The organism is Mesorhizobium sp. Cs1299R1N1 (assembly GCF_037179655.1).
GTDB lineage: Bacteria > Pseudomonadota > Alphaproteobacteria > Rhizobiales > Rhizobiaceae > Mesorhizobium > Mesorhizobium salmacidum.
The window spans coordinates 48,970-61,754 of sequence record NZ_JAPYKR010000007.1 but is presented as its reverse complement, the minus strand read 5'-3'; the positions used below and the strand labels follow the sequence as shown (position 1 = coordinate 61,754).

Annotated in this window: 15 protein-coding genes; 8 read left to right on the top strand and 7 right to left on the bottom strand. The window is 59.3% G+C overall.

All coding sequences use genetic code 11. The annotated features are described in order from the left end of the window. Positions 1-92: 92 nt before the first annotated feature. Together O7A70_RS16565 and O7A70_RS16560 are read left to right on the top strand one after the other, a co-directional pair. The gene (locus O7A70_RS16565) at positions 93-611 is read left to right on the top strand and encodes a YciE/YciF ferroxidase family protein (protein ID WP_140746003.1); all 519 of its coding nucleotides are present in this window, start codon (positions 93-95) and stop codon (positions 609-611) included. Between the two features lie 65 nt (positions 612-676). After that, complete coding sequence (locus tag O7A70_RS16560; RefSeq protein ID WP_337141313.1) at positions 677-970, top strand: hypothetical protein; 294 nt, start codon at positions 677-679, stop codon at positions 968-970. 308 nt (positions 971-1,278) lie between these two features. Here the strand turns inward: O7A70_RS16560 and O7A70_RS16555 are convergent, their stop codons facing one another. The 7 genes from O7A70_RS16555 to O7A70_RS16525 form a co-directional block, all read right to left on the bottom strand. Next, a complete protein-coding gene (locus O7A70_RS16555; RefSeq protein WP_140505812.1) occupies positions 1,279-1,476 on the bottom strand; it encodes a hypothetical protein in 198 nt (65 codons plus the stop codon). 348 nt (positions 1,477-1,824) lie between these two features. Further along, the gene (locus O7A70_RS16550) at positions 1,825-2,499 is read right to left on the bottom strand and encodes a methyltransferase family protein (protein WP_337141312.1); all 675 of its coding nucleotides are present in this window, start codon (positions 2,497-2,499) and stop codon (positions 1,825-1,827) included. Positions 2,500-2,532: 33 nt separating this feature from the next. After that, positions 2,533-3,060 carry a prepilin peptidase gene (locus tag O7A70_RS16545; RefSeq protein WP_337141311.1) on the bottom strand — a complete coding sequence of 176 codons (528 nt, stop codon included), beginning with the start codon at positions 3,058-3,060 and terminating at the stop codon, positions 2,533-2,535. 2 nt (positions 3,061-3,062) lie between these two features. Further along, positions 3,063-3,608 carry a tetratricopeptide repeat protein gene (locus tag O7A70_RS16540; RefSeq protein WP_337141310.1) on the bottom strand — a complete coding sequence of 182 codons (546 nt, stop codon included), beginning with the start codon at positions 3,606-3,608 and terminating at the stop codon, positions 3,063-3,065. A gap of 53 nt (positions 3,609-3,661) precedes the next feature. After that, positions 3,662-4,618 carry a type II secretion system F family protein gene (locus O7A70_RS16535; RefSeq protein ID WP_337141309.1) on the bottom strand — a complete coding sequence of 319 codons (957 nt, stop codon included), beginning with the start codon at positions 4,616-4,618 and terminating at the stop codon, positions 3,662-3,664. 12 nt (positions 4,619-4,630) lie between these two features. Continuing rightward, positions 4,631-5,602, bottom strand: coding sequence for a type II secretion system F family protein (locus O7A70_RS16530; RefSeq protein ID WP_337141308.1), 972 nt, complete (start codon positions 5,600-5,602; stop codon positions 4,631-4,633). Further along, positions 5,602-6,987 (bottom strand): CpaF family protein, encoded by a 1,386-nt coding sequence (locus O7A70_RS16525; RefSeq protein ID WP_337141307.1) that lies wholly within the window; start codon positions 6,985-6,987, stop codon positions 5,602-5,604. The genes O7A70_RS16530 and O7A70_RS16525 overlap by 1 nt, the downstream gene beginning before the upstream one ends. 541 nt (positions 6,988-7,528) lie before the next feature. Between O7A70_RS16525 and O7A70_RS16520 the strand changes: the two genes are divergently transcribed. The 6 genes from O7A70_RS16520 to O7A70_RS16495 all read left to right on the top strand — a co-directional run bounded on the left by O7A70_RS16520 (position 7,529) and on the right by O7A70_RS16495 (position 12,784). Then, entirely contained in the window at positions 7,529-7,708 is a 180-nt protein-coding gene (locus O7A70_RS16520; protein ID WP_337141306.1) for a Flp family type IVb pilin, read from the top strand. 87 nt (positions 7,709-7,795) lie between these two features. Then, positions 7,796-8,857: a Flp pilus assembly protein CpaB gene (gene cpaB / locus O7A70_RS16515; protein WP_337141305.1), complete on the top strand. Its 1,062-nt coding sequence runs from the start codon at positions 7,796-7,798 to the stop codon at positions 8,855-8,857. 53 nt (positions 8,858-8,910) lie between these two features. Continuing rightward, positions 8,911-10,356 (top strand): type II and III secretion system protein family protein, encoded by a 1,446-nt coding sequence (locus O7A70_RS16510; protein WP_337141304.1) that lies wholly within the window; start codon positions 8,911-8,913, stop codon positions 10,354-10,356. Further along, a complete protein-coding gene (locus O7A70_RS16505) occupies positions 10,343-10,642 on the top strand; it encodes a hypothetical protein (protein WP_337141303.1) in 300 nt (99 codons plus the stop codon). Before O7A70_RS16510 ends, O7A70_RS16505 begins: the two co-directional genes overlap by 14 nt. Positions 10,643-10,718: 76 nt before the next feature. Then, positions 10,719-12,245, top strand: coding sequence for a TadE/TadG family type IV pilus assembly protein (locus tag O7A70_RS16500; protein ID WP_337141302.1), 1,527 nt, complete (start codon positions 10,719-10,721; stop codon positions 12,243-12,245). 5 nt (positions 12,246-12,250) lie between these two features. After that, positions 12,251-12,784, top strand: coding sequence for a TadE/TadG family type IV pilus assembly protein (locus O7A70_RS16495; protein WP_337141301.1), 534 nt, complete (start codon positions 12,251-12,253; stop codon positions 12,782-12,784). The last annotated feature ends 1 nt before the right edge of the window (position 12,785 follow it).

Genomic DNA, 12,785 nt, shown 5'->3' with positions numbered 1-12,785 from the left:
GAAATGGCTGGAACAACCGCCCCGATAGCAAGTTGTGGCCCAGCTACACCGCTGGTGGGCTTCACGATAATTGATAATTGGAGATGACAACCATGGCGACTGCGAAGAAAGCGGCACCGAAGGGCCTTGAAGCCCTGTTCCTCGACGGGCTGAAGGACATTTATTATGCCGAGAAGAAAATCCTGAAGGCGCTGCCGAAAATGGCAAAGGGCGCCGAATCCGAAGATGTTTCGGCGGCGTTCGAGAAACATCTGCAGGAGACCGAGGACCAGGTCGACCGCCTAGAACAGATTTTCGAGCTTCTCGACAAGCCGGCCCGAGGCAAGACCTGTCCGGCCATCGACGGCATCATCGAGGAGGGTTCGGAAGTCCTCCAGGAATATAAGGGCGACCCCGCGCTGGATGCTGGGCTGGTCGGAGCGGCGCAAGCCGTCGAACACTACGAGATCGCGCGCTACGGCACGCTGATCGCCTGGGCCGAACAGCTCGGCAAGAGCGACGTGGTCAAACTCCTCAACGAGACCCTTGAGGAAGAGACGGCGACCGACAAGGCACTTTCCAGCCTTGGCGAGGGCGGCGTCAATGAACGTGCCCTGGAACAGGCCGCCTAGCTGGCGAGCTATTGCCCCGGGCGCAAGGCGATCCGGGGCAACTCCCCGGATTTCGGAGAACGACGATGGACCCCCGCAAAAGAAAGCAACCCGCAGTGCAGCCCGAAGACGCAGTGCAGGCCGAAGACGCGGCAGAAACCGAAGGTCCCGTGATCGAGCAGCAGGACTGGGACGCGCTCGCAGGCGCGAAAATCCTTCCCGACGACGCCGAGGTCGAGGACGAGGCTGAGGGCGACTTGCCCGAGGAAGGTGACGACAACGCCTATCAGGAAAGCGACGAGGCATTGCCCGACGATGTCGAGGAGGCGGTCATTTCACGCGATCCTTCAAGGGAAGGCGGCCACGCCGACGACGAGTGACCGAACGACGTCCGCAATCGGGTCAGCCGGCCGCATGCAACGGGGGCTCTTCATTCTCATCTGGATTGGGCAACGGCGCCTCATCGGGCAATCCGTCCGGCTCCGGTTCTCCGATCGGCTTGGGCTTCCAGTTGGGAGCGGGCATGGGCACGTCGCGGTTGGGGTCGGGTTCTCTCGGATCGGGCATCAAATCTGTCTCTCTTTCGGCGGCCTCTCTTTCGCCGGACCGGGTGGGTTGACCGCAGCACCTATCACCACGCAGAGCCCGTCCCGAGCGCTCGGGGCGGGCTCGATGCCACAGGGGCTGGCTAGCGATTCTTATGGCTTTGCTCGCCAGCTCTCACATGCTGTTCATGGGTCCCGCCGCGCATATTGCCGGAGCTGTCGCCTTGCTGGCGCTGGTTGCCACCGGCCGCCTGCTGCTGACGGTTCTTGTCATCCATGTTCTTGTGGCTCTGCTGGCCCGCTTTCACATGTTGCTCATGGCTACCGCCTTTATTGGGCATTCTTCTTCTCCTTTGAGTTACCGAGGCGAACGACCGCCTCGAGGGTCAAAGAAACTAGCGGCCCGGACGTTCCGTCACATAATATTTCGTGAACCGTGGTGATTCCCGAGCCAGCTACGGCCCGGATTGGGAGCGCGAAGACGAACGGAGACAGTCAAGTCGCCTTGAGTCTCGCAGCGCTATGGGCACCCTAACGGATGACTGAACATCACCGGCCAGGTGCAGGCACCGCACGACGGAAGCGCGGGAAAAGCATTGGGACGCGCCAGGCATATGGGTCGTATTCGGGGAAGGAGGATCGCCTCCTCATTCCTGGCTCGTCGGTATTGCAAAAGAACTGAAGCGCGCCTAACGCCACCAATTCAATGAAGATAGGAAGGGAACCAACATCGGCGTATCCCGCTTGTAGGCGACGTACTCCGGGAACGCGGCTTGGAGTACTTTTTCCTCGTTGACCATTCGTCGATACTGGAAAGTGAGGGCGATCGTGCAGACTGCGACCGTTATCCATATCGGGTTGCGCAAAACAACGCCGAGCAGAACGATCGCTTCGCATGCATACAATGGGTGTCTTACGATTTGGTAGGGGCCGGCGGTGACGAGTCGCCGCGCCTGTGCCAGGATGCTGAAGGATCTGCCGAGCCACCAAAGACACCAGATGCAGAGCGTGAAGCCTACGATAACGGTCAGATCGGCAACAATCTGAAGCTGCGGAGGTGACTCAACGCGAGGGACCGCAACCAAAGTTATGGTGGCAAAGCATCCGATCATAGCGGCAATTCGAGGTTCGATCCCCTCCGCGGTCTTCACCGGCGGAAGACGCGCTATGGTTGTGGCAACCATGAGCACGAGAAAGCCGAGAGCGGCAAAATCTGCCACCACGTCAATTGTTTGTATCACCGTCCATTCTACATGGGGAAGACCCACAACCAGGCTTCCGGCTTTCAATGTCGCGCAGATTGTAAAGTAAATCGATAATGCAGATCGGCCTATGAAGTCACGAGTTGCGGGCGGAGGAACCATTGCCTTTTCCTTTGGAGAATCCAAGATCTGTTTCTATATCTGCAAAACTGAAAAGCTTCCAAGAAAGATGTTTCCTACTTGTAGAGCTATGGTGCAGATTGCCGCCAACGAGATCGGCACGCCAAACGGCACAACGCGCTTCTGATCCAGGTGCAGTGCGTAGGCACGGAACGCGCCGTGCGGCAACAGGAACGGATTTTTCACGATGAGCACTGTGACGAGCGCTAGAACCAGCAACAGCAGTGAAAATACCGTCAGGCCACTGCCGCCGATCAAAAGCGGCACGACCGCCAGCAGCTTGACATCGCCGGCACCGATCTTGCGCAGCAACCAGAATGGGAAGAGCGCCAGAAACAACAACAGCCCTGCAAGTGCGCTCAAACCCATATCCCACCAGGACCCGGATTGGAGCGACAAAAGCAGAAGCGAGCCAAGCCCGAGGCACAACAGCAGCAGCACGTCCCGGTTGGAGATTTTCTGCGTGGTGAAATCGAGCCAACCGATCCTCGCCAGCAAGGGCACAGCCAGCATGTGCAGCACCATCACCTCGGCAAACAGCACACTCAGCGCTCGATGTTCTGCACGCTGGACGACAGTAGTTGCAGGTTGTTGACCACGGTTGGATCGTTGGGCGCCAGTTCATAGGCCTTGAGGAAATTGCTGCGCGCATCCTGCAGCTTGCCGCGCAGCAGATAGGAATAGCCGATATTGTTGTAATATTCGGCTGTCGGGCCAACCAGCTTTAAGGCCCGGCCATAGGCCCGGTCAGCGAGATCGAAGCGATGGATGCGGTCGCTGCAGGCGGCTAGCCCCATCCACGCATTACCGTCATTGGGCGACAGTTGCGTCGCCTTGAAGAACAGGGCGCCGGCATTGCCGTAGTTTTCGGCGCGGAACTGGTTCTTGGCTTCGGCCACAGCCTGGTCTGAGGCGTGATATTCGACATCGCTGACTGTCTTCAACCCGTCGAAGGCGTCGCCGAAGGACGTCACGTCTCCCTTCGAGGGCTCGTTGGTGCGGACGACACCGTCGGTGGAGTCCACGTTCGTCTGGCAACCGGCCAGCGCAATCATCAACAGACCGGCTGCAGCCGCTATTGGCCTTTTCATAGTGCGTCCCCAAAGGGTCCCCGACTCACGTTAGGACCAAAGCATATAACCGACTAGAAGAAAACGCCTTTCATTCGGATAACCACCGGCAGCATGACAATCATCATCACGACAGGAAAGATGCAAAGACCTAACGGAATCATCATCTTGACCGGAAGAGCGTTTGCGATCTCCTCCGCATGCAGGATTCTCTGACTGCGCATTTCGTCGCTGTAGACCCGCAAGGCGTCTGTCAGGCTGGTGCCGAGCTCTTCCGATTGACGGAACAGCACCGCTAGAGATCTCGCCTCTTCGAGGCCGATTCGGTCGGCGAGTTCGCGCAGTGCATCCCGCAACGGTTTGCCAGCGCGCAACTGCAAATTCATGATCGACAGCTGAATGCCGAGCCATTTGTGGGTGGCGGCAAGTTCTGTGCCGACACGCTCGACCGCCGCCTCGAGGCTCATGCCGGCGTCGGCGCAGGTGATCATCATGTCCATGAAATCGGGAAAGCCACGGCGATAGACCTGCTTTTGTCTATTCTCGAACCTATCGAGGGCGATGCTTGGTATGACTATGCAGGCCAGCCCGAATACGGCAGCGACGGCAAAGGCTACGACTCCCGGCACCTTAGACGGCAGTATATGCGAAAGGATTGCGAACGTCACCGCGAAGCCTATGGAGACTGCACCCAGGCGTGACAAAGTGTAAACTGCCGGCGCGGTTGACTGATAGAAGCCGGCGCGGAAAAGCTTCGCGTCAAGGGCGCTGGGTTCGTCCCGTTCCTTTTCTATCGACCGAAAATAGGCTTCCACTGGACGCTGCGCCGAAATCTTGGCCAGCTGATCCTGGCCCACCAGCGAGCGACGGCTAGCAATTCCTTCGGCCAACAGGCTTTGCGCAACCAGCTTCCGTGTCTGCATAGCCGGCAAGATTATAAATGCGCCGAACAGGAAAAGCGCCATCGCCGCGATGAAAACGGCGAGTGAGATGAGCAGCCCCGAATTCTGAAGGCTTGAAAAAACGGTCATGGCTCGCCCTCCTCAGAAATCGAAGTTGACCATTCGAAACATGATAAAATCGCCAAGCAGCGCCAATATTCCAAATATCATGAATACCGGGGTTATCAGCGGACTGCCCCAGATATCTCCATAATAGCTAGGGGCAACTAAAAGAAGTATTCCAAACATAATTAGGGGAAATAGAGAGATTATCCACGCCGATGCTCGGCCCTCGGCGGAAAGCGCCTTGATCTTCAGCCTCAATTTCTGCCGCTCGCGGAGCGAAGATGAAAGGCTCGATAACATCTCGGTCAGATTGCCGCCGGTCTTGGCCTGAATGGAGAGTGATATGGTAAGGAGATGGAGACCTTCGAAGCCGACGCGCTGCGAAAGTTTGCGCACGGCCTGTTCAAGGCTGAGGCCAAAGGTGATTTCGTCGGAGACGATGCCGAATTCGGTGCCAAGCGGGTCCGGCATCTCACGTGCCACAAGCCCAATTGCCACCGATGTCGGATGACCAGCGCGCAACGAACGCACAATCATGTCGAGTGCATTGGGAAGTTGGGCAGCAAATTTCTGGATTCGCTTGTTTCGTGCACGGCGCAAAACGAGAAGCGGCAGGATAAAGCCGACGACAAAAAAGGCGATGATCCCGGCCACAGCCGAAAAGCCCAGAACCAACGGCAGTACCAGCGCCGACACCAGACCAGCCAACAGAAATACCGTCGCAAATGCCAGCGGGTTACCCGTTATGCCGGATTGCGTGTAAAGCCTGTTGAGCACGACCGCGCCGAAGATGAAGTCGCCAGTCGCCGTCAGGCCACGTTCCTGTAACAGCCCCTGCAACGTCTGTTCGGCGGGAGCCTCCTCTCTCAACCGCTTGATACGCCGGTTGACAGTGGTGATGCGCGCGCGCCGACCTGAGAATGACACGTAGAATGTTTCCGCAGCGAGAATGACTGAGGCCGCTGCCAGCACATAGATGAAGTAGAGTAAGGTCTGTCCGGTCGGCATTAGAGTGGAACCTGAGGATTGAAGGCATCCCTGGCGAACTGATGGCCAAGCGTCGCCGCCTCCTGGGCAAAGCGCGGTCGAACACCGGTGGCGCGAAAGTCACCAACAATGGAACCGTCGGCGCCGACATCGCGGCGCACAAAGTGGTAGATTTCCTGAATCTGGACAACATTGCCTTCCATGCCGGTCAGCTCCGATATGGATGTTACGCGCCTGCCGCCATCCGAGAGGCGCTGCGTTTGTACAATGATGTCGATGGCAGAGGCGATCTGCGCCCGGATGGAGTCGTGGCTCATCGGCATGCCGGCCATGCCGACCATCTGCTCCAGCCGCGAGATCGCGTCGCGTGGCGTGTTGGCGTGGATCGTGGTCATCGACCCCTCGTGGCCGGTGTTCATGGCCTGCAGCATGTCGAAAGCTTCCTCGCCGCGAACCTCGCCCACAATGATGCGGTCCGGCCGCATGCGCAGCGCGTTCTTCAGCAATTCGCGCTGGCGAACCTCACCCTTTCCCTCGACATTGGGCGGACGGGTCTCCAGCCGGCCGACATGCGGCTGCTGCAGCTGCAGCTCCGCCGCATCCTCTATGGTGATCAGGCGTTCCCTGGATGGGATGTAGCTTGACAGCGCGTTGAGCAAGGTCGTCTTGCCGCTGCCTGTGCCGCCGGAAACCAGGATCGACTTGCGCGCCTGCACGGCGATGCGCAGGAGATCGACCATCGGCGGGCGGATGGAATTGAACGCCATCAGGCGCTCGAGTGAATAAGGATTCTTTGAGAATTTGCGGATCGACACCAAGGGCCCGTCCACTGAGATCGGCCGCACCGCGATATTAACACGCGAGCCGTCTTCCAGCCGCGCATCGACCATTGGCGTCGATTCATCGACGCGTCTGCCGATGGCGGAGACGATCTTGTTGATGACGCGCATCAGATGCGCCTCGTCGCGAAAGCGGATCGAGGTTTCCTCGATGACGCCACGCCGTTCGATGAAGACGCGCTTGTGGGTGTTGATCAATATGTCGGCGATTGAATCGTCTTTGAGCAGCGGCTCGATCGGCCCCAATCCGAGCATCTCGTCGGCGGTGTCGCTGGTCAGTTGGTCGAGTTCGCGGGCATTCAGCGGCACGTTGCGGCCGCGAACGAACTCGCGCACGATGGGTCGTATCTCGTTCAGGATCTCGTCCTTCGACGCAGTTTCGAGCGACGCGAGGTTGAACCGGTCAATGAGATGTCGATGCAGATCGACCTTCAGCGCCAGAAACTCGTCGCCATGCGGTTCGAAATCGGCGACAGGCGGCGCGCCGTTGGCAATAGGGAGGACCGCGATCGACTCCGCCTTCGGCTCGATCCGCGCCTCGCCACCCTTGATGAACCGCCCCAACATAATCGCTTATACTCCCCACAGCGGATATTAGAAGAAACTAAACGTTAACCACGCGACGCACAAGCGCCGGGGCATGCGCCGCGCAGCCAATACTTTCAACATAGTTAAGAAGCGGCGCCGGAAAATATCGTTTTTATTTCTAGCCTCCACGCCGTCAAACATGAGTGGTGCACTAAGCTTTGGAACGCCCTACGCCTCGTGCGTGCTCCGGCATGGCACTTGCTCCATATCTGGCTATAACCCCTTAGATATAAAGGGATATGCCATATGGCTAAAGTAGCCGTGTCTTTATTAGGGTCTATGCGTAATTGTGAACGAATGGTTAAGGGCGCTTGAAAAATTAGACGAATCAAGCTCTTGCTGAAATTTAAAGCGGCGCTCAACCCGAAAGTTCATGTATTGGAAAGTTAAGGAACCGTTAATCCCGTTTGACTCCGCAATTTCTCGGGACCTAGGATCGAGATGACGGGGGATGCTTGGGTATGGATTTCATCTCTGGCTCGTCTCGTCGGGTTCAAACCTCCAAAGGGAGAAAATTGACATGAAGAAGCTCATGACGATGACCCGGCAGTTGCGCGACGACGAAAACGGCGCTGCCATGGTCGAATACTCGATCCTGATTGGTCTGATCAGCGCCGCGGCAATTGCGGCGATTGTTCTGGTCGGTGGCTATGTGACCACATCTTGGGGCACGCTGACTACCGCGCTCAACCTGGGCTAACGACATTTTGGGCCCGGGCTTTATCCCGGGCCCAAATCTCTACACGGGGCGACGAGTGTTTGCCTGGGGGAATCAAGGGGCTGGGTCATGCGCGCAAATACTGTCATCATGATTGTTCTCGCCGGCGTGTTCGGCGTTATTGCGGTTGTTCTCGCCAACATCTGGCTTGCCAATCAGCGAAATGCGATGGCGCAAACGGGCGACGTCCCGCGCGATACGGTCGTGGTGGCCGCAGTGGACATCAAGTTCGGCGACACCCTGTCGGCCGACAAATTGCGTGATGTTGCATGGCCATCTGGCGCGGTTCCGGCCGGCGCCTTCAAGACGACGAAGGAACTGCTCGCTGGTGATGGCTCGAAGCAGGCTTTGCAGGCGATCGGCGTCAACGAACCAATCCTCGCTACTAAGATCACCGGCCCCGGCCAGCGCGCCACGCTTTCGGCGGTTCTGGGTGAAGGCATGAAGGCCGTTTCCATCCGGGTTAACGACGTGCTTGGCGTCGCCGGGTTCGTCTTCCCGGGTGATCGCGTCGATGTGCTTTTGACGCGCACCGTGCGCAGCGACGATGGTCCGGACAAGAGTTTTGTCGATGTGCTGTTGCAGAGCATGAAAGTGCTGGCCGTCGACCAGGTCGCCGACGAAAGCAAGGACAGCCCGACGGTCGTCAAATCGGTAACGCTCGAGGCCAGCACCAGGGACGCGCAGAAGCTGACCTTGGCCGCCGGCGCCGGCCAGTTATCCCTGGCGCTCCGCCAGGCCGCCGCCAGCAAAGGTGAGACGACCGAGCGCGTGACGCTGTCCGACCTGACCGGCGAAATGCCTGAAGACGTCGCCAAACGACAGGCGGAGCTGGCCAAGCAAGCTGCAGCCGACGCTACAGCCGCAGCCGAACGTCAGCGTGCGGAAGATGCGCGCAAGCGCGCCGATGATAAGATCGCGGGGTTGACGCAGGCAGTCGACCGGGTCGGAAGCAAGCTCGACGACCTGAGCAAGGTGAAGCCGGCTCCGGCTGTGGCGTCGGCCCCGGAAGTTCAGGAAGTCGTCAAGGAAGTGGTTAAATATGTGACCCCCGCGCCGCCGGCGCGGGCGACTGTCGGCGTCTTCCGGGGCGTGAAGCTCGAGACATATGACGTGCCGCGACAACCGTGATAAGCTGCGGCTAATGACAACGGGCTGCCACCGCAGCGATTGGGGAGACGGGGATGCAGGGGGTTTGGGTGAGGATGGCGGCGGCCGCGTTGTCGTGTCTGGCGGCGCTGTTGCTGTCTAGCCTGGCGGCTGAAGCAGCCGACCGGTTCATCGACGTGTCGAATCCCAGCGTTCATCGCGTCTTCCTGCCGGCGTCGCAATCGGTGACAATCCAGGTGAATGCCAATCTCGGCGACATTGTCGTCGGTGACGAGAAGATCGCCGATGCCCAGCCGATGACCGACCGCACGCTCTATGTCATCGGCAAGAGCGCCGGCACCACCACGGTCAATCTGTTTTCCACCGACAAACGCTCGCTCGGCGTCATCCAGATCGAGGTCGGCGTCGACGTCAGCGACATGGCGCAGGCGATCCGTCAGGTGGCGCCAAGGTCGCGTATCGAAGTCGGTTCGGTCAACGGCAGGGTCAGGCTTGGCGGTCATGTCAAGGACGGCGCCACGCTGGCGGCGATCCTGGAAGTGGCAAAGCAATATGGTCCCGACGACATTATCAATTCTGTCACGGTCGACGAGAGCCAGCAGGTCAATCTCGAAGTGCGGGTTTTGGAAGCCAAGCGCAATGCGGGCCGTGATCTCGGCGTGTCTATCAGGAGCACGAACGGCGATGGCACGACTAAAGTCGGCACTGGAATCGCAGCCGTCGACAAAGACAAGGTCGTGCTCGGACCGGGGACGTTGCTCAGCAATCTCCTGTCTGAATCCTCGCCGTTCGGCGCACTGCTCACGCGCGTCATCGACAGCAACATCAAGGTCGACTTGTACATCGAAGCGCTCGAAGCCAAGGGCGCGGTGCGCATGCTTGCGAACCCCAACCTCACCACGCTTTCCGGTGAACAGGCCAGCTTCAACGCCGGCGGTGAAGTCCCTATTCGCACTCTCGACAAAAATGACGAGATTAGCATCGTGTACAAGCAATTCGGCGTCAATCTGGTGTTCACGCCAGTCGTACTCGACGACACGAAGATCCATATGAACCTGGCGCCGGAGGTCAGCGACCTGACCGGCTTCACCACCGCCGGCGACCCGATCTTCACCAACCGCAAACTGTCGACTGTAGTCGAATTGCGCGACGGCCAGAGTTTCGCGGTCGGCGGACTTCTGTCCAGCAAGACCACCAAGCTTCAGAACCAGGTGCCGTGGCTCGGCCAGGTGCCTGTCATCGGCACGCTGTTCCGCAATTCGAGCAACCAGAAGGAAGAGACGGAACTGGTCGTCATCGTCACGCCGCATCTCGTGCGGCCAGTAAAACCCGGCGAGCAGCTCGAGACGCCGTTCGACAAGACGCGGCCCGCCAACGATCCGGAATTCTTCGTCCTCGGTCAGCTCGAGGTGAACAAGGACATGATCCGAAAATACGAAACGGGCGACGGCGTCACCGGCCCCTATGGCCACATGCTGGACTTCAAATCGAAGGACAAGATGCTTTATGTCAAGAAATAGCGCTTTGGTCCTCATTCTGTGCACCGGCCTGCTGACGGGCTGCGCCGCGGACTATCTGAACCACTATGACTCGGTGACGCTGGCCGCCGGCGATACGCAGAAATACAATTCGCTGCTGCAGACGGTCGACCCGCTCAATCCGGCCTCCAGGAACACACACATCGAGGGCGACGGCACGCGCGCCGCCGCCGTTGCACAAAGATACAAATATCCACCGCCACCACCGCCGCCGCCGGCGATCACGGTCAACGTCGGCGGGGCGGGTGCGACTACTACGACACAGTAAACTGAACGGAAGGATGCGGTTTCACCGCGCCAGGCCGTACGAGGAACCTGGCGTCAGGGGAGCAAAGAGTAAGGCCATGTTGCGGACCATTCGCGCCTTCTGGCACGATCAGAGGGGAATAGCGCTGATCCTGGTCAGCGTGATGCTGCCGGCAATTATCGGCTTTTCGCTGCTGGCAATCGACATGAGCCGAGTCAACAATCTGCACAATGATCTGCAGAAGGCGGCTGATGCCTTTGCGTTGGCTGGAGCCGCCGAGCTCGATGGCTTGCCCGGTTCGTGGGCCAGAGCCGAACGCGCCATGGCGACGCTGGTTGCCAACGAGGCCACTTTCTCAACCGTTGGCCCTTCTGGCCGGTTCACTTTGACTTCCGCGCAACCGGGCGGCACTGCACGATGCAACAGCGCCGGCAACATTTCGTGGTGTTTCCTGAAGACCATACCCGCGTCAGACGGGACTCTCGTCACCAGCGCAAACTATGCCAATGCAACGCAATCTGTCGGCGAAGACGAAACCGCATTCATTGAAGTGAAGGTGACGCCGACTGGTTTCGCCGCGATATTCCCCGCGTCGTTTCTGACGGGCAACTCGGCCAGTAACGGCTTCAACGTTGCTGCCCGGGCGACTGCCGGGTTCACGTCGGGCGTCTGCGATTACACGCCCGTTTTCATGTGCAACCCGTATGAGGACACAACCATCACCGGTGGCGTCACACTGGAACAGGCAGCGCAAACCAGGCAATACCGTCGCCGCCAAATCATGTTGCGCGGCGACGGGTCTTACTTCCCCGGCAATTTCGCTTTCCTGGCCTCGCCGTTCGGCAACGGCGCCAATGAACTTGAAAAGATGCTCGCCGACTCCAAGCCGCAGAATTGCTATTCGCGCGACGGCGTCGACACTGAGCCGGGACAGAATGCGGGTCCGGTGCAAAATGGCATCAACTCGCGCTTCGGTATCGACGCGTCCAGCTACTCGGATGGGCCCGCGGTCAACGTGCGCAAGGGTGCCACGAACGGGGACCAGTACGTCAAGAGCAACAAGGTCACCTACGAAACGGATCCGACAAAGGGTGTCGGCCTTGAACGCGATTCGTGCCAGATCGCCGGCAACTGTACCATGATGGGCGGTCGCATGGGCGCCGGCGACTGGAACTTCGCACGCTACTGGGCCGCCAATCATCCCACGCGTGCGGTGCCTACGGCTTTATCAGGAACCGGTGCCAACCTCCCGACGCGGTATGAGGTTTACCGTTACGAGATCGATCCCGACGGAAACCCGCTCACCAATGACAGTATCGTCGGCGATGCTTCGGTTGGAGGTGAAAAGGGCACGCCGCCCGCAGGAGCCGGCACCCCGATCTCGACGCCCGACCGCCGGTTGCTTTACGGCGCAATCCTGGACTGCAATGCGCTCAAGGCTTCGGGCACGAATTTCAGCGGCCGCCAGACGGGCATTCCGGTCAGGAGATTCGGCAGCTTCTTCATCACCGAGCCGGTCATGGACGGCAAGAATATCTACGTCGAGCTGGTCGACATCACCGGCAAGGGCGGCAGCGGTACGCTCGACAACTACTTGCGCGACGAAGCGCAGCTCTACCGGTGATCGCGATGTTCAAGATGCTGTCCCGATATCTCGGTCGATTTCGACACGACCAACGCGGCGCGGTGATTGTCGAGATGACACTGATCACCCCGCTGATGCTGATCCTGTCCGCAGGAGTGTTCGAGTTCGGCAACCTGATCCATGACAAGCTGCTGATGGAGGCCGGGCTTACAGACGGGGCTCGCTTTGCCGCGCGCTGCAACAGCCAGATGTATACCGATGCGGGGCTGGCGGCGATCGACTGCGCCACCATGGCCGCGAACATCGCGGTGTTCGGCAACCCGACCGGCACCGGCAGCGCGCGCGTCAGCGGCTGGCAGACATCAGGGGCGACATCGTATGCGACGGTGACGATGAACAACGCATGCAAGGATACCGTGGTGGGCGGCGTTACCCAATATCGCTCCACCACGGCACAGGTCTGCACCGTCCGCGCGGTCGGCTCCTACCCATACGCAGGTGTTGGAATGCTGTCGTTCATCGGCATCGGGCCGCTCACGATTCATGGCTCCCACGACGAGCGGTTGATCCGGTTCTGAC

Bases quoted from the DNA above. Each gene is read 5' to 3' on its own strand.
- O7A70_RS16565 (WP_140746003.1), top strand. From the start codon at position 93: ATGGCGACTGCGAAGAAAGCGGCACCGAAGGGCCTTGAAGCCCTGTTC.
- O7A70_RS16560 (WP_337141313.1), top strand. From the start codon at position 677: ATGGACCCCCGCAAAAGAAAGCAACCCGCAGTGCAGCCCGAAGACGCA.
- O7A70_RS16555 (WP_140505812.1), bottom strand. From the start codon at position 1,476: ATGCCCAATAAAGGCGGTAGCCATGAGCAACATGTGAAAGCGGGCCAG.
- O7A70_RS16550 (WP_337141312.1), bottom strand. From the start codon at position 2,499: ATGGTTCCTCCGCCCGCAACTCGTGACTTCATAGGCCGATCTGCATTA.
- O7A70_RS16540 (WP_337141310.1), bottom strand. From the start codon at position 3,608: ATGAAAAGGCCAATAGCGGCTGCAGCCGGTCTGTTGATGATTGCGCTG.
- O7A70_RS16535 (WP_337141309.1), bottom strand. From the start codon at position 4,618: ATGACCGTTTTTTCAAGCCTTCAGAATTCGGGGCTGCTCATCTCACTC.
- O7A70_RS16530 (WP_337141308.1), bottom strand. From the start codon at position 5,602: ATGCCGACCGGACAGACCTTACTCTACTTCATCTATGTGCTGGCAGCG.
- O7A70_RS16525 (WP_337141307.1), bottom strand. From the start codon at position 6,987: ATGTTGGGGCGGTTCATCAAGGGTGGCGAGGCGCGGATCGAGCCGAAG.
- O7A70_RS16520 (WP_337141306.1), top strand. From the start codon at position 7,529: ATGAAGAAGCTCATGACGATGACCCGGCAGTTGCGCGACGACGAAAAC.
- cpaB (WP_337141305.1), top strand. From the start codon at position 7,796: ATGCGCGCAAATACTGTCATCATGATTGTTCTCGCCGGCGTGTTCGGC.
- O7A70_RS16510 (WP_337141304.1), top strand. From the start codon at position 8,911: ATGCAGGGGGTTTGGGTGAGGATGGCGGCGGCCGCGTTGTCGTGTCTG.
- O7A70_RS16505 (WP_337141303.1), top strand. From the start codon at position 10,343: ATGTCAAGAAATAGCGCTTTGGTCCTCATTCTGTGCACCGGCCTGCTG.
- O7A70_RS16500 (WP_337141302.1), top strand. From the start codon at position 10,719: ATGTTGCGGACCATTCGCGCCTTCTGGCACGATCAGAGGGGAATAGCG.
- O7A70_RS16495 (WP_337141301.1), top strand. From the start codon at position 12,251: ATGTTCAAGATGCTGTCCCGATATCTCGGTCGATTTCGACACGACCAA.